Below are 14,843 nucleotides of genomic sequence, written 5' to 3'. Positions count from 1 at the left end.
GAGCATGCCATCTTTTATGAGCGTGTTTTATAAAAGGGGCGTTTCAATACGCCTTTTAAGTGCTTTTTTACTGCTTTTTAGTTTGGGTTTTGCTAAAGATTTAAAGATCCAATCTTTTGTGGCTAAATACCTTTCTAAAAATCAAAAAATACAAGCCTTACAAGAGCAAATTGACGCTTTAAGTTCTCAAGAAAAAGCCGTTAGCAAGTGGGATAACCCTGTTTTGTATTTAGGCTATAACAACGCTAATGTGAGCGATTTTTTCAGGCTAGATAGCACCTTGATGCAAAACATGAGCGTGGGCTTGTCTCAAAAAGTGGATTTAAATGGTAAAAAACTCACGCAGTCTAAAATGATCCATTTAGAAAAGCAAAAAAAGATATTAGAGCTTAAAAAAACCAAGCAGCAATTAGCGATTAATCTAATGATAAGCGGCATTGAAAATTATAAAAACCAGCAAGAAATAGAGCTTTTAAACACAGCGATTAAAAATTTAGAAAACACCCTCTATCAAGCCAACCATTCCAGTTCGCCCAATTTAATAGCGATCGCCAAGCTAGAAATTTTAAAATCGCAATTAGAAATCAAAAAAAACAATTTAGAAGAAGCGCTATCTAGCAGCCATTATTCCATGGGCGAATTGACTTTTAAAGAAAACGAGCTTTTAAGCATTGCCCCTAAAAATTTTGAATTCAATAAGGAGCAAGAGTTATATAACATTAGCGCCACTAATTACGATATTGCGATCGCTAGGCTTGATGAAGAAAAATCGCAAAAAGACATCACTTTGGCTAAAAAAAGCTTTTTAGAAGATGTGAATGTTACCGGGGTGTATTATTTCCGCTCCAAACAATACTATAACTACGATATGTTTAGCGTCGCTTTGTCTATCCCCTTACCCATTTACGGCAAGCAGGCTAAATTAGTGGAGCAAAAGAAAAAAGAAAGCTTGGCGTTTAAAAGCGAAGTGGAAAACACCAAAAACAAAACCCACCACCTGGCCCTAAAACTCCTTAAAAAATTAGAAACCTTGCAAAAAAACCTAGAATCGATCAATAAAATCATCAAGCAGAATGAAAAAATCGTGCAAATTTATGCGCTTGATTTGAAAACTAATGGCGATTACAACGCTTATTACAACGCTTTTAATGACAAAATCACTACCCAAATCACCCAGCTTGAAACCTTAAGCGCTCTAAATAGCGCTTATTTGTCTTTACAAAACCTTAAAGGATTAGAATGAAGCGGATTTTATGGTTAGCCTTGATTTTATTTTGTAGCCCCTTATCCGCTAACGCTCAAGAAACTAAAGAAGCTAAAAGCCAAACCCGCTTCAACATTCCCACCACTAAGGTCATAGAAAAAGAATTTTCTCAAAGCCGGCGCTATTATGCACTCTTAGAGCCCAATGAAGCGCTGATTTTTTCTCAAACCCTGCGTTTTGATGGCTATGTGGAAAAGCTTTATGCAAATAAAACCTATACCCCCATTAAAAAGGGCGATAGGTTATTGAGCGTGTATTCCCCTGAATTAGTGAGCGCTCAAAGCGAATTGCTATCATCATTGAAATTCAACCAACAAGTGGGAGCGATTAAAGAAAAACTAAAACTATTAGGGCTAGAAAACTCCAGCATTGAAAAAACCATCAGCGCTCATAAAGTCCAAAATGAAATGACTATTTACTCTCGTTTTAACGGCGTTATTTTTAAAAAAAGCCCCAATCTCAATGAGGGGAGCTTCATTAAAAAAGGGCAAGAGTTGTTTCAAATCATAGATTTAAGCCAATTGTGGGCGCTTGTTAAAGTCAATCAAGAGGATTTGGAGTTTTTAAAAAACACGCATAAAGCGATTTTGTTTGTAGAAGGGGTTAAAGGCGAGCAAGAAATCACGCTTGAAAACATCAACCCCATCATAAACAAAGAAGATAAAATGCTAGAAGCACGCTTCAATGTGCCTAATGCTAAACAGCTTTATTACCCTAACATGTTCGCTCAAGTGGAAATCTTTCAAAAACCACAAAAAATGAAGATCCTGCCTAAAGAAGCGGTTTTGATTAAAGGGGGGAAAGCTATCGTGTTTAAAAAAGATGATTTTGGCTTAAGCCCGTTAGAAATTAAAGCCGTTCGCTTGAGCGATGGGAGTTATGAAATTTTAGAGGGTTTAAAAGCGGGCGAAGAAGTCGCTAATAACGCTTTATTCGTGCTAGACGCTGACGCTCAAAACAATGGGGATTATTGAATGATAGAAAAAATCATTGATTTAAGCGTTAAAAACAAACTCCTTACCACTTTAGTCACTCTACTCATTTTTTTAGCCTCTTTGTGGGCGATAAAAAGCGTCCGTTTAGACGCTTTGCCGGATTTAAGCCCCGCTCAAGTGGTCGTGCAAATCACTTACCCCAACCAAAGCCCCAAAATCGTGCAAGAGCAGGTTACTTACCCGTTAGTTTCTACTTTCATGAGTATCGCTAACATTGACACGGTTAGGGGGATTTCTAGCTATGAAAGCGGCCTGATTTACATTATTTTTAAAGACGGCGTCAATCTGTATTGGGCTAGGGATAGGGTTTTAGAGCAACTAAACCGAGTGAGCAATTTGCCCAAGGACGCTAAAGTGGAAATAGGGAGCGATTCCACTTCTATTGGCTGGGCGTATCAATACGCCTTATCTAGCGATAGCAAGAATTTAAGCGATTTGAAAGTCTTGCAAGATTTTTATTACCGCTACGCTCTTTTGGGGGTTGATGGGGTGAGTGAGGTCGCAAGCGTGGGGGGCTTTGTGAAAGATTATGAAGTAACGCTTCAAAACGATTCTCTGATCCGCTATAACTTGAGTTTGGAACAAGTCGCTAACGCGATTAAAAATTCCAATAACGATACCGGCGGGGGCGTTATTTTAGAAAACGGGTTTGAAAAAATCATAAGATCGCATGGGTATATCCAATCTTTGAAGGATTTAGAAGAAATTGTGATCAAAAAAGAAGGGGCTATCCCTTTAAAAATCAAAGATATAGCCAGCGTGAGGCTAACGCCAAAACCACGCAGAGGGGCTGCCAATCTCAATGGCAATAAGGAAGTGGTAGGCGGGATTGTCATGGTGCGCTATCACGCTGACACTTATAAGGTGCTTAAAGCCATTAAAGAAAAAATCGCCACCCTACAAGCGAGTAATCCTGATGTGAAAATCACCAGCGTGTATGACAGGAGCGAATTGATTGAAAAAGGTATTGACAATTTGATCCACACGCTCATAGAAGAAAGCGTCATTGTGCTAGTCATTATTGCGATTTTTTTACTGCATTTCAGGAGCGCTTTAGTGGTGATTATCACTCTGCCTTTAAGCGTGTGCATCAGCTTCTTGCTCATGCGTTATTTCAATATTGAAGCGAGTATCATGAGTTTGGGGGGCATTGCGATCGCTATAGGGGCGATGGTGGATGCGGCGATTGTGATGGTAGAGAACGCTCACAAGCATTTGCAACGCATTGATGTAAAAGACAACGCTCAAAGGGTTAATGGTATCATGCAAGGGGTTAAGCATGTAGGAGGCGCGATATTTTTTGCTTTAATGATTATCGTGGTTTCTTTCTTGCCAATTTTTGCGCTCACCGGTCAAGAAGAAAAGCTTTTTGCCCCTTTAGCTTACACCAAAACCTTTGCCATGCTAGTAGGAGCCTTGCTTTCTATCACCATGGTCCCTATTTTAATGGTATGGCTCATTAAGGGGCGGATTTTAGAAGAGTCTAAAAACCCTATTAACGCTTTTTTCATGAAAATTTATGGTGCAAGCTTGAATGTTGTGCTTAAGTTCAGATACGCTTTTTTAATAGCGAGCGTTGTGGGTTTAGGGGGCTTGTATGTAGCGTATCAAAAACTCAACTGGGAATTTATCCCCCAAATCAATGAAGGGGTAATAATGTATATGCCTGTAACCACTAATGGCGTGGGCATTGACACCGCTTTAGAATATTTGAAAAAAAGTAATAGCGCTATCAAGAGATTGGATTTTGTCAAACAAGTTTTTGGTAAAGTGGGGCGCGCTAACACCAGCACCGATGCTGCCGGTTTGAGCATGATAGAAACCTACATTGAATTAAAGCCGCAAAACGAATGGAAAGAAAAGCTCAGTTATAAGGAAGTTAGGGATAAATTGGAAAAAACCTTGCAATTAAAAGGCTTGATTAATTCATGGACTTACCCCATTCGTGGGAGAACGGACATGCTCTTAACCGGGATTAGAACGCCCCTAGGCATCAAGCTCTATGGTAATGACACGGATAAATTACAAGAATTAGCGATCCTTATGGAACAACAGCTCAAAACCCTAAAAGAGAGTTTGTCCGTCTTTGCGGAGCGATCCAATAATGGCTACTACATCACGCTGGATTTGAACGATGAAAATCTGGCTCGTTATGGCATCAATAAAAACGCCGTGTTAGACACGATTAAATTCGCTCTGGGCGGAGCCATGCTCACTACCATGATTAAGGGCGTAGAAAATTACCCCATTTCTTTACGCTTAGAAGACACAGAAAGAAACACCATTGAAAGATTACAAAACCTCTACATCAAAACCGCTTACAATTACATGCCCTTAAGGGAGTTAGCCCGCATCTATTACGACAACTCGCCGGCGGTGTTAAAGAGCGAAAAGGGCTTGAATGTGAATTTTATTTATATTGTGCCACAAGCCAATATCAGCTCTGATACCTACAGACAACTGGCTCAAAAAGCGCTAGAAAAAATCCAATTGCCTAGCGGGTATTATTATGAATTTAGCGGTGAGAGCCAGTATTTAGAAGAAGCGTTTAAAACCTTACAATACATCGTGCCGGTGAGCGTGTTTATCATTTTTATTTTAATTGTCTTTGCTTTGAAGAATCTCACTAATTCCTTACTATGCTTTTTCACTCTGCCTTTTGCGTTTTTAGGGGGGTTAATTTTTATGAATATCATGGGATTTAACATGAGCGTGGCGGCGTTAGTGGGCTTTTTAGCCCTTTTAGGGGTAGCGAGCGAAACGGCTATTGTGATGATTATTTATTTAGAAGACGCGTTTCAAAGATTCATCAAAACCCCTTTAAAAGAGCAAAACAGCGCCGCTTTAAAAGAGGCCATCATGCATGGGGCGGTGCTTAGGGTAAGGCCCAAGCTTATGACCTTTTTTAGCATTCTAGCTTCACTCATTCCGATCATGTATAGCCATGGCATGGGGAGTGAAATCATGAAATCCATCGCTGCGCCCATGCTAGGAGGCATGATAAGCAGCGTTGTTTTAACGCTTTTTATTATCCCTACGGCGTATTTTGTGATTAAAAACGCTAGGATCAGGAAACATGAATATTAAAAAAAGCCTTTTCCAATACATGGCTTTGGACTAAAACCATATAAAGAATGGTAGGGAGCGTGATGCTTAAAACAAACACCTTAAAAATGCGGTGTAAAAGGATAACGGATAAAAAAGCGGTGATTTCATTGATCCCATATGGGGGTTTTAAAACGTGAATGTCTTTAAAACAATAAACCACGAGCATGCCTATCACTGAGCATGATAAAGCCCTACCCAAATAACGCACAAAGTCGTTGGGCGGGTTTTTAGAATTAAACACCATAAAAGGCCAAATGCGCGTGAAATAAGTCGTTATTATAATGACTAAAAGAATGAGTATAGAATGCATTAACATTCTAACTGCTTTCTAAACAAAATGAGGGCAAGCACCATTAAAACTAAAGCGATGAGCAAAAAGTATTCAGTCCCAAAGAGCGCCAAACAAACGACCGCAATAGCGATCCCAAGCCATGCGTTTTTGTGGTTTGTGTTCCGTTTGTATTGCTCCATGAACAGCACGATAAAAATCGCTGTCATCACAAATTCCATGCCTTGAGTGTCAAAAGAAAAATGCGAACCCACCAACGAACCCACTAACGAGCCAAAAATCCAATAAGAGTGGTTGAGTAAGGAAATACTAAAAATGAAGTCTTTTTCACTCACCCCCTCTTTAGGGGCGTATAAATTCAATAACGCAAAGGTTTCATCCGTGAGCGCATGCGCTAAATAGGGCAAACGCCATTTGGTGTTTTTGAATCGATCTAGCATGGAAAGCGCGTAACAAGTCTGCCTCGCATTCACTAACAAGCTCACAATAACGACATTCATCAAGCTCGCTTGCGCGCTTAAAAGCGTGATCGCTACAAACTGCACCGCCCCAGCGTAGATGAATAACGACATGAACAAAGCGACTTTATAATCATACCCTTGCTGGACTAAAAGCATTCCAAAAGTCATTCCCATAAGCAAATACCCTAAAAAGATAGAAATGGTATGAGGGAAAGCGTCTTTGAAAGCTTTTAGAAACTCATGCATCAACAATCTTTTATTTGAACCAGTCTTTAATTTTAGAAATACAGGTTTCTAAAACGCTTTTATGCGGCTCGCCCTCATAGCCAAAACTCGCATGCAATTTTTCCAATAACCCTTGCTGCTCTTTATTCAAGCTTTTAGGATAAATCACTTGCAACACCACGATCAAACTCCCCCTATAAGAGCTTTCAGGGTGCTTCACGCCCTCGTTTCTAAACGCAAAAGTTTGCCTGTCTTTGGCGTTTCTAGGGATTTTTAATTCCAATTCGCCTCCTCTTAAAGACGGCACTTTAATCGTATGCCCTAAAGCGATAGTGGTGAAAAACACCGGCGCTTCAATGAACAAATCACAGCCTTCGCGTTTGAAATGCTCATCTTCTTTGACTCGCGCTTCTAAATACAAATCCCCTCTTTTCCCCTTCTCGTATTCATTGCCTTTATGTTTAAGCACCATGCGGTTTTGATCATCAATGCCCTCAGGGATTATCGCATCAATTTCTTCATCTTTAAGAATGTAGGTTTTACCCTTACACGCTTGGCATGGGTTTTTAATGATCTTGCCCTTGCCTTTACATGCCCCACAAGTTTGTGCAAAACTCATAAAACCTTGACGCATGAACACCTGCCCCTGCCCATTACACTGCTTGCAAGTCTCTAAGGCTTTATCTTTAGCACCCGTGCCATCGCAACTTTCACAGACGCTTTGGTATTGGACTTTAATGGTTTTTTTACAGCCAAAAACCGCTTCTTTAAAACTCAATTCAATGGTTTGCAAATAATCCGGTGCGATAGAGCTTTTTTGCCTTTTACTCCCTCTAGCGCCAAACCCAAAAGCGTCTTCAAAAAACGAGCCTAAATCTTCAAAAAAATCAGAAAAATCGCTCTGGCTCGCGCCGGCTTGGTTTAAGCCCTTTTTACCATACCTGTCGTATAAGACCCGCTTCTTTTCATCGCCTAGCACCCCATAGGCTTCATTGATGAGCTTGAATTTTTCTTCGGCTTCTTTATCGCCGGCGTTTCGGTCCGGATGGTATTTTAAAGCCAGCTTTCTGTAAGACTTTTTAATGGTCTCTTGGTTGCTGTGTTTTTCCACTTCTAAAATTTCATAATAACTCAATTCCACGATCGCTCCAAAAATGGCATCAAAACGCTTATTTTATCTTAAAAGCGATAATTTTGCGTGTTTTGGTGCATGCCAAAACTTAGATAAAATAACACGATGAAATCATAATAATAAAGATAACCCCATGAGATTTTTTTGCCTTTTCTTATTTTTTCTAACCTTTTCAAACGCGCAGATAATGATGACTTTTGATTCCCAAACTAACGCCAAGCTCTCGCGCTCTAACGAACAGCTTTCTGACATGCTTTACAAACTCAATGAAAGTTTAAGAATCTATCAAAACATGCTTTCCAACAATCAGGATCAACTTAAAGAAATCAAAAAGGCTAACAGCACCCTAACCAGTCAAAGGCGTTTTTTTAACGCCAGCCAGATCCGCCTTATGGACACTGATGCGTTATTGAAACAAAGCGCTTTGGAATTAGAAAAATTACAAGCTTTAGAAAAACGCTTAAAAGAGAAAATGAATCAAGAACGCTTAATCAAAGAATCTCAAGCGCTTTTCTTGCAAGAGCATTGCCCTTATTTGAGCGGCGTTAAGAATTTAGAAGAGGCGTCAAACGCTTTAGAAGTCCAAGAAAAAAACAACGCCCTTTTCTTACTCAAAGAGCCTAAACTCGCCCAATTACTCTCGCAATTGGATTTGATGAGTGCTTTAAACGCCTTATGCGATCAGGTTTTAGAAAATGAAATACAGGATCAACAATCCCATAACAAAACCCTAGAATACAACGCCCTCATAAACCATGATTTTCAAGCCTATAAAGCCATGCGTTTGAAAAAATTTAAAAACAAGCTTCAAAGCCAAATCCAAGCTAAAGAAGACGCCCTAAAAACCTTTTTACCCCTAGAAAAACGCCTGGAAACTTTAAAATCGCGCTTTTTATGCGATAAAGAAAATCTCAAATCATGCGCTAACCAATTACAGCAACGCTACCAAAACGCCCTAATAGAGCGAGACAAGGAATTAAAAAACGCTAAAAACAACAAAGAAAAGCATGCTCTAATCTTAGCCAATTACGAACACACTTTAAAAACCTTGAATATAGAATTTTTAAGCGAATTGAGTGAGCAAATGGCGTTTTTGAATGAAACCATGGCGTTAAACGCCCAAGTTTTAGCCCTTTTAGCCAAACAGCATGCCAAAACGCCAAAGCCTTCCAATTTGAATGGCGATTTGAGCGATAAAAAGGCTTCCATTAAAAATATCCGCTTAGATCCGCATGGATTCCCTAGCTTTGAAAATTTTAAGCGAGAGTAGGACTTGAGAATATTTGACAAGTAAAAACAATTAGAGTAAAATAAGGATATAACTTCTAGGGGATTCTCATTATTGAGGAATCCAATGACCCTTGTGAACCTATAGAATACAAGTGCGAACCCTAGATATTTTCTATCCGTTTCTTGTCACCCAATATTGAAGTGGTGAAAGAGACGGACTTTTATACTTAGTTAGGATTTTAGAATGTCAAAAAAAGTAGCTATACTTGTGGATGGAGATTTTTTTATAAGATGCTACAAATCTCATCTTAGAAAGCAGTTTGGTGACAAGTATGAAGATCTTAACCCAGAAAAATTAGCACACGATATTCATATTCATTGCCTAAAGCATATCAATAAAGAGAATGATGAAGAACTATACCGCATATTTTTTTATGATTGTAAGCCATTAAGTAAAAAGGTTCATTATCCATACACTCAAACACCTTTAGATTTATCCAAAAGTTCAAGCTATCAAGAAAGAAGCGAATTACATAAATGTTTAATTTCTAAGCCTTGTTTAGCGTTAAGATTAGGGTATCTTGACGAAAACAACGCTAGATGGGTCATTCACGACAAGGAAAAAGAAAAGAAACTTTTTAACAGGAGAATAAGTATAGAGAAATTTCAAAATGATGATTTTATCTATCACGCAAAGCAAAAAGGCGTTGATATAAAGATAGGACTTGATATAGCCACTTTAGCGTTGAAAAAATTAGTGCAAAAAATCGTTTTAATTTCTGGTGATAGCGATTTTGTCCCTGCTTCAAAACTTGCTCGAGTTGAAGGTATCATTTTCACTCTTGATCCTATGGGAAATCATATTAGAGAGGATCTAAAAGAACATATTGATTATTTGACCACTAGGTTGCCACAATTTAAACAACAACAATAACGCCTATTCAATAAAGCATTAAGAGACTGCTAAAAGGCGTATCTCTTAGTTTTTTAATTTTTAAACGATCACGCCCCCGCCAAGCAAAATATCATCTTGATAAACCACTAAGGCTTGCCCTTTAGCCACGCCGTAAAAAGGCTCTTTAAACTCCACTTCAATCACCTCATCTTTTAAACTCACAAACGCTTTAGCAGGCACGCTCCTGTAACGAGCCTTGATAGAATATTCGCCCTTTTTAAAATCTTTCATTAAAGATTTGTTTTTAGCCTTGAGAAAACGCGTGGCTAAATCTTCTTTTTTGCCCACGACTAGCTCGTTCTTTTTAGCGTCAATCCCCACCACAAAATGCGGCTCTAACGCGCCTTTAATACTAAAGCCTTTGCGTTTGCCAATCGTGTATTGCATATAGCCCTTATGCGTGCCAATGACTTCGCCTTGTAGGTTTTTCACCACGCCCTCTTTTTCCACTTCAACATGCTTTTTTAAAGTGTCAATGTAGCTTTTTTCCACAAAGCAAATTTCTTGAGATTCCTTATAAGTCTCTAAAGTGCCTAAAAAAGGCATCGCATTCAAGGCTAAAGGCTTAATGTCTTTTTTTAACAAATCCCCTAAAGGGAACACCAATTTAGCGATGACTTCATGCTCTAAAGCGTATAAAAAATAACTCTGATCTTTAGTTTTATCCAAAGCTTCTTGAATATAGCTTACCTTATCAATTTCTTTGACTCTCGCATAATGCCCGGTAGCGATCTTTTCACAGCCTAATTTTAAAGCGTGATCTAAAGCTAACCCAAATTTCATTAAAGGGTTGCACAACGCGCATGGGTTTGGGGTTTGCCCTTCTTCATAAGCGCTGATAAATTCATCATAAACCGCGCTTTTAAAATCCTTTTGAAAATCCAACACCTCTAAAGGAATGCTTAAAAACTCGCACGCTTTTTGAGCGTTTTTAATGTATAAATCATGCTTTTTTTCGCTCGCATGGAGTTTTAAATAAATCCCCACTAATTCATGCCCTTGCTCTTTTAAGCTATAAGCGCTATAAGAGCTATCCACCCCCCCACTGAGTAATACCGCTATTTTCATTTTTAATCTTTCACTAAATGTTATGGCTCGTAGTCTAGCGCAAAAACCACTCATAACCACCTTTTTTAACCATTGGCATGCTAAAATACCTAAAGATTTTTAAAAATCGCATCAAAACGCATGGAGAAAATAAGGGCAATGGCCAAAATTGAATTGTTAGCCAAATTCACGCAAATCGCGCTCCCTAACAGCCACCCTTTATTGAAAAAAGTTTTAAACTACGCTAAAAAACATTTCAGCCAGTGCCACATGCTCTCTTCATCGTTACTCATTTTAAATGACACGGAATGTTTTAAAAAAAACTACTTGCTTAATTGGGTCTATCATGCCCTTGAATGCGCGCATGAAAAAGATATTAGCCAGTATTCATTAGAAGAGATTTTACAAAAAAGCCACCTGCCCATACGCATCAAAATCATAGCTCAAAACACGCTTTTAGAAAAAATAGAAGTGAAAGTTTTAACCTTTGGGGCAGAATATGCGCTTTTTATCACCAAGCACCCTATCGCCAAGCGGTTTTTACGCCAAAAATTTAACGGCTATGTGTTTTTAGAAACCCAAGACGAATTGCATATAAGAGGCGATTCAGAGCGTTTTTGGGAACTCATTGTAACGCTCAATGAAAATAGAATCGTCCATAACGCATGCTTGCATTTCATCTATCCTAATGGCTTTGGTAAGGACAGCTACACCACCTTGGCTGAGCGCAAATTAAGAGAATGCTATAAAGCGTTAGGTTTCATCAAGCATGAAAATTTCAGCGAGGTGAAAAAGCGTTATTTAGAATTGGCTAAAACCTACCACCCTGATTTATGCGATCTTAAAGAAAAAAAGGCTCTTTATGCCAAACGCTTCGCCATCATTCAAGAAGCCTACCGCCACATTAAAAAACACGCTTAAACCCCTAAACTGGCCCTAATCGCGCTAGAAGAAATCGGTGCATCAATACCTTTTAAAGGGAAATAACGCCCCTTAAATTGGATCTCTTCATAGCCGATCCTTTCAAAAACCACTAATTCCACCCTTTTTAAAAGCTCTTTAGCGTTAGTCCAAGAAGAAAGATGCCTTAAACAATCCGCTCCTATGACTAAATAAAGCGTTTTGGGGCGGTAGAGTTTTTGGAAATGAAGAACGCTTTCTATCGTAGGCACGGCCCTTTCTTGCTTGATTTCAAAATCGCTCAATAGCACCCTAGGCATTCCCTTTAAAGCTCTTTCCAATTCCTTAAAACGGGTTTTTGCGTCCAAAAAACATGGCTTTTTAAAAGGGTTTTGATAAGCGGGTAAGACAATGAGCTGAGCGAAAGGCAGTAATTCTAAAGTTTGCTCAATAATGGCTAAATGAGCCTTGTGCAAGGGATCAAAACTCCCTCCATAGAGCGCTAATTCTTTGTATTTTAAGACGCTATTCATTGTATTCAAAGCTAGACGCCTTAGTCAATTTAGCGAATTTAACCCCCCTAAGCCCCCCAATTTCTAATTGCAAGCGTTGGATTTCAAGCGAATTGCCTTGTAAAACGATCGTCTCCAAGCAATTGTGTGTATCCATATGAATGTGCGTGGTGCATAAAACATGCGTCCCGCTGGCATGCTGAATGTCTATCATGCGCTGGTTCAATTCCCTTTGGTGGTGGTCATAAATCACCACCAACACGGCGATCTTGCTCCCATCATTAGGGTTATCTTCTGCCCAATTGTCTTCTACTAATTTTTCTCTGATCATGTCGCGCACCAATTCTGAGCGAGAAGAATAGCCGTTTTTAATGATGCGGTTGTCTAATTCGTCTAATAAATTTTGTTGCAAAGAAACCGAAAAGCGGATGATTGAATCGTCTTTGTGGTGTGTATCCATTTGAGAAAAATCCTTTTTTGGCATGAGTTTGTTAAAAGCCGCTCATGCTAGTATGATTGAATTAATTTAAAATGAACAATTATAATACAAACTGGATTTAAATGGTTGGTCATAAGAGCGTTTGAATTTAATTACAATTACTAGCTTAATTATCATTGACTTATTATTATTAAAACAATATAATCAATAACCCAATATTCCTTTATCATTTTTAGAGGATTATGCGAATTGGTGTTTCTTAGAGCGTTACCCTAGAACGGCTTGCTTTAGTTTTAGGGGAGTTATTTGATTATAGACAAAAGGAGTTTTTATGGGCGGTTTTTCAATGGGAATGTTGAAAGATTATGTGGATATATTTGTTTTTGCGGTGCTTGGCGTGGCCAGTTTTTTAGCTTTGTGGTTTGTGATTGAAAGGGTTATTTTTTATTCTAAAGTCAATTTAAAAGCTTATGATGATATAGATGCTTTGAATTTGGATTTAACCAAGAATCTAACCATTCTCTATGTGATTTATTCTAACGCGCCTTATGTGGGCTTATTGGGGACGGTTTTAGGGATCATGGTGATTTTCTATGACATGGGCGTGAGCGGCGGGATGGACGCTAAAACGATCATGGTAGGTTTGTCTTTAGCTTTAAAAGCGACCGCTTTAGGGCTTGCTGTGGCGATTCCCACTTTGATCGCTTACAATAGCTTGTTGAGAAAATCCGATGTTTTGAGCGAAAAATTTAGGATCATGAAAAAATGAAAAGCATCAGAAGAGGCGATGGGCTGAATGTTGTCCCTTTTATTGATATTATGCTCGTTTTGCTAGCGATTGTGTTAAGCGTTTCTACTTTTATTGCGCAAGGCAAGATTAAAGTCAGTCTCCCTAACGCTAAAAATGCGGAAAAATCCCAGCCAAACGATCAAAAAGTGGTGGTCATCTCTGTAGATGAGCATGACAATATTTTCGTAGATGACAAACCGACGAATTTAGAAGCTTTGAGCGCTGTAGTCAAACAAACAGACCCTAAAACCCTTATAGACTTAAAAAGCGACAAAAGCTCTCGTTTTGAAACTTTTATCAGCATTATGGATATTTTAAAAGAGCATAATCATGAAAATTTCTCCATCTCCACGCAAGCTCAGTAAAGTCTCAACGAGTGTTAGCTTTTTAATCTCTTTTGCCCTATACGCTATAGGGTTTGGCTATTTTTTACTGCGCGAAGACGCTCCAGAGCCTTTAGCGCAAGCGGGGACCACTAAGGTTACCATGAGTTTAGCCAGCATTAACACCAATTCTAAAGTGAAGACGAATGCCGAATCCGCTAAACCTAAAGAAGAGCCTAAAGAAGAACCCAAGAAAGAAAAGCCAAAAAAAGAAGAACCCAAAAAAAAGGTTTCAAAGCCTAAGCCTAAACCCAAGCCAAAACCTAAGCCTGAACCCAAACCCAAACCCGAGCCTAAGCCAAAACCCGAGCCTAAACCTGAGCCTAAAGTTGAAGAGGTTAAAAAAGAAGAGCCTAAAGAAGAACCCAAAAAAGAAGAAGTTAAAGAGGAAGCTAAAGAAAAGAGCGCTCCTAAACAAGTAACGACTAAAGATATAGTCAAAGAAAAAGACAAGCAAGAAGAATCCAACAAAACCTCTGAGGGGGCCACTTCTGAAGCCCAAGCTTATAACCCAGGGGTGAGCAACGAATTTTTAATGAAGATCCAAACCGCTATTTCTTCTAAGAACCGCTATCCCAAAATGGCGCAAATTAGGGGCATTGAGGGCGAAGTGCTAGTGAGCTTTACGATCAATGCTGATGGGAGCGTTACAGACATTAAAGTCGTCAAAAGCAACACGACGGATATTTTAAACCATGCGGCTTTAGAGGCCATTAAAAACGCAGCGCATTTGTTCCCTAAACCAGACGAAACCGTGCATCTAAAAATCCCTATCGCTTATAGCTTGAAAGAAGACTGATTAGCCTTTCTTTTAGGGGCGATTCAAGCCTTAAAAGTTGGGCCAAAACCCCTATTTTTCCCAATTTTTACAAAAAAAAAAAAAAACAAAACCTCTAAAATTTAGCGCTAAAATTAGCCATAAAATTCCATTTATTGCTTATAGTACGAAGTTTCTTTGTATCAAAGAAAAATCTATTAAAAGGAAAAAAACATGAAAATCAAAAAATCTCTCTTACTCTCTCTTTCTCTCATGCTCTCATTATCAAGGGCTGAAGACGATGGATTTTACATGAGCGTGGGCTATCAGATCGGTGAAGCGGTTCAACAAGTGAA

General features: G+C 38.9%; 15 protein-coding genes. 9 read left to right on the top strand and 6 right to left on the bottom strand.

Going from position 1 to position 14,843, the window contains the following annotated elements; all coding sequences use genetic code 11:
• The first annotated feature begins 4 nt into the window (after nt 1-4).
• The 3 genes from crdB to H7O61_RS00065 are packed head-to-tail and all read left to right on the top strand — an operon-like array spanning nt 5 to nt 5,346.
• The gene (gene crdB, locus H7O61_RS00075) at nt 5-1,243 is read left to right on the top strand and encodes a copper resistance outer membrane protein CrdB (protein ID WP_187874751.1); all 1,239 of its coding nucleotides are present in this window, start codon (nt 5-7) and stop codon (nt 1,241-1,243) included.
• A complete protein-coding gene (locus H7O61_RS00070; protein WP_187874749.1) occupies nt 1,240-2,238 on the top strand; it encodes an efflux RND transporter periplasmic adaptor subunit in 999 nt (332 codons plus the stop codon). The genes crdB and H7O61_RS00070 overlap by 4 nt, the downstream gene beginning before the upstream one ends.
• The gene (locus tag H7O61_RS00065; RefSeq protein WP_187874747.1) at nt 2,239-5,346 is read left to right on the top strand and encodes an efflux RND transporter permease subunit; all 3,108 of its coding nucleotides are present in this window, start codon (nt 2,239-2,241) and stop codon (nt 5,344-5,346) included.
• Here the strand turns inward: H7O61_RS00065 and H7O61_RS00060 are convergent.
• The 3 genes from H7O61_RS00060 to dnaJ are packed head-to-tail and all read right to left on the bottom strand — an operon-like array spanning nt 5,327 to nt 7,483.
• Nucleotides 5,327-5,683 (bottom strand): branched-chain amino acid transporter permease, encoded by a 357-nt coding sequence (locus H7O61_RS00060; RefSeq protein WP_000928591.1) that lies wholly within the window; start codon nt 5,681-5,683, stop codon nt 5,327-5,329. The genes H7O61_RS00065 and H7O61_RS00060 overlap by 20 nt on opposite strands.
• Complete coding sequence (gene azlC, locus H7O61_RS00055) at nt 5,677-6,363, bottom strand: azaleucine resistance protein AzlC (RefSeq protein ID WP_187874745.1); 687 nt, start codon at nt 6,361-6,363, stop codon at nt 5,677-5,679. The genes H7O61_RS00060 and azlC overlap by 7 nt, the downstream gene beginning before the upstream one ends.
• Before the next feature lie 10 nt (nt 6,364-6,373).
• Nucleotides 6,374-7,483, bottom strand: coding sequence for a molecular chaperone DnaJ (gene dnaJ / locus H7O61_RS00050; protein ID WP_187874743.1), 1,110 nt, complete (start codon nt 7,481-7,483; stop codon nt 6,374-6,376).
• A 178-nt stretch (nt 7,484-7,661) separates the two neighbouring features.
• On the opposite strand from dnaJ, the gene H7O61_RS00045 reads away from it, so the two are divergent.
• Nucleotides 7,662-8,744, top strand: a complete 1,083-nt coding sequence (locus tag H7O61_RS00045; protein WP_187874741.1) for a hypothetical protein — start codon at nt 7,662-7,664, stop codon at nt 8,742-8,744.
• A 204-nt stretch (nt 8,745-8,948) separates the two neighbouring features.
• Nucleotides 8,949-9,638 (top strand): NYN domain-containing protein, encoded by a 690-nt coding sequence (locus tag H7O61_RS00040; protein WP_187874739.1) that lies wholly within the window; start codon nt 8,949-8,951, stop codon nt 9,636-9,638.
• A gap of 60 nt (nt 9,639-9,698) precedes the next feature.
• On the opposite strand, the gene mnmA is transcribed toward H7O61_RS00040, so the two are convergent.
• Nucleotides 9,699-10,727 carry a tRNA 2-thiouridine(34) synthase MnmA gene (gene mnmA / locus H7O61_RS00035; protein ID WP_187874737.1) on the bottom strand — a complete coding sequence of 343 codons (1,029 nt, stop codon included), beginning with the start codon at nt 10,725-10,727 and terminating at the stop codon, nt 9,699-9,701.
• A 138-nt stretch (nt 10,728-10,865) separates the two neighbouring features.
• Between mnmA and H7O61_RS00030 the strand changes: the two genes are divergently transcribed.
• Nucleotides 10,866-11,627: a J domain-containing protein gene (locus H7O61_RS00030; protein ID WP_187874735.1), complete on the top strand. Its 762-nt coding sequence runs from the start codon at nt 10,866-10,868 to the stop codon at nt 11,625-11,627.
• Here H7O61_RS00030 and nadD read toward each other — a convergent pair.
• Together nadD and nikR are read right to left on the bottom strand one after the other, a co-directional pair.
• Nucleotides 11,624-12,139, bottom strand: a complete 516-nt coding sequence (gene nadD / locus H7O61_RS00025) for a nicotinate (nicotinamide) nucleotide adenylyltransferase (protein ID WP_187874873.1) — start codon at nt 12,137-12,139, stop codon at nt 11,624-11,626. The genes H7O61_RS00030 and nadD overlap by 4 nt on opposite strands.
• Nucleotides 12,132-12,578, bottom strand: a complete 447-nt coding sequence (gene nikR, locus H7O61_RS00020) for a nickel-responsive transcriptional regulator NikR (RefSeq protein ID WP_187874733.1) — start codon at nt 12,576-12,578, stop codon at nt 12,132-12,134. Before nikR ends, nadD begins: the two co-directional genes overlap by 8 nt.
• Nucleotides 12,579-12,888: 310 nt before the next feature.
• Here nikR and exbB point away from each other — a divergent pair, with 310 nt between their 5' ends.
• Genes exbB through H7O61_RS00005 form a run of 3 tightly spaced genes read left to right on the top strand, consistent with a single transcriptional unit; the run spans nt 12,889 to nt 14,529 of the window.
• The gene (gene exbB, locus H7O61_RS00015; RefSeq protein WP_165548881.1) at nt 12,889-13,326 is read left to right on the top strand and encodes a TonB-system energizer ExbB; all 438 of its coding nucleotides are present in this window, start codon (nt 12,889-12,891) and stop codon (nt 13,324-13,326) included.
• Nucleotides 13,323-13,712 carry a TonB system transport protein ExbD gene (gene exbD / locus H7O61_RS00010; protein WP_000836377.1) on the top strand — a complete coding sequence of 130 codons (390 nt, stop codon included), beginning with the start codon at nt 13,323-13,325 and terminating at the stop codon, nt 13,710-13,712. Before exbB ends, exbD begins: the two co-directional genes overlap by 4 nt.
• The gene (locus tag H7O61_RS00005) at nt 13,678-14,529 is read left to right on the top strand and encodes an energy transducer TonB family protein (protein ID WP_187874731.1); all 852 of its coding nucleotides are present in this window, start codon (nt 13,678-13,680) and stop codon (nt 14,527-14,529) included. Before exbD ends, H7O61_RS00005 begins: the two co-directional genes overlap by 35 nt.
• The last annotated feature ends 314 nt before the right edge of the window (nt 14,530-14,843 follow it).

Origin of the sequence: Helicobacter pylori, assembly GCF_014496965.1 — a bacterium.
GTDB lineage: Bacteria > Campylobacterota > Campylobacteria > Campylobacterales > Helicobacteraceae > Helicobacter > Helicobacter pylori_CZ.
Note: the sequence above shows the minus strand (reverse complement) of the source record. Positions and strands in the feature narration are given on the sequence as shown.

Coding starts and splice junctions, on each gene's coding strand:
- H7O61_RS00005 (WP_187874731.1), top strand. CDS start 13,678: ATGAAAATTTCTCCATCTCCACGCAAGCTCAGTAAAGTCTCAACGAGT.
- H7O61_RS00045 (WP_187874741.1), top strand. CDS start 7,662: ATGATGACTTTTGATTCCCAAACTAACGCCAAGCTCTCGCGCTCTAAC.
- H7O61_RS00060 (WP_000928591.1), bottom strand. CDS start 5,683: ATGTTAATGCATTCTATACTCATTCTTTTAGTCATTATAATAACGACT.
- H7O61_RS00030 (WP_187874735.1), top strand. CDS start 10,866: ATGGCCAAAATTGAATTGTTAGCCAAATTCACGCAAATCGCGCTCCCT.
- exbB (WP_165548881.1), top strand. CDS start 12,889: ATGGGCGGTTTTTCAATGGGAATGTTGAAAGATTATGTGGATATATTT.
- crdB (WP_187874751.1), top strand. CDS start 5: ATGCCATCTTTTATGAGCGTGTTTTATAAAAGGGGCGTTTCAATACGC.
- H7O61_RS00070 (WP_187874749.1), top strand. CDS start 1,240: ATGAAGCGGATTTTATGGTTAGCCTTGATTTTATTTTGTAGCCCCTTA.
- azlC (WP_187874745.1), bottom strand. CDS start 6,363: ATGCATGAGTTTCTAAAAGCTTTCAAAGACGCTTTCCCTCATACCATT.
- nikR (WP_187874733.1), bottom strand. CDS start 12,578: ATGGATACACACCACAAAGACGATTCAATCATCCGCTTTTCGGTTTCT.
- mnmA (WP_187874737.1), bottom strand. CDS start 10,727: ATGAAAATAGCGGTATTACTCAGTGGGGGGGTGGATAGCTCTTATAGC.
- H7O61_RS00040 (WP_187874739.1), top strand. CDS start 8,949: ATGTCAAAAAAAGTAGCTATACTTGTGGATGGAGATTTTTTTATAAGA.
- exbD (WP_000836377.1), top strand. CDS start 13,323: ATGAAAAGCATCAGAAGAGGCGATGGGCTGAATGTTGTCCCTTTTATT.
- H7O61_RS00065 (WP_187874747.1), top strand. CDS start 2,239: ATGATAGAAAAAATCATTGATTTAAGCGTTAAAAACAAACTCCTTACC.
- nadD (WP_187874873.1), bottom strand. CDS start 12,139: ATGAATAGCGTCTTAAAATACAAAGAATTAGCGCTCTATGGAGGGAGT.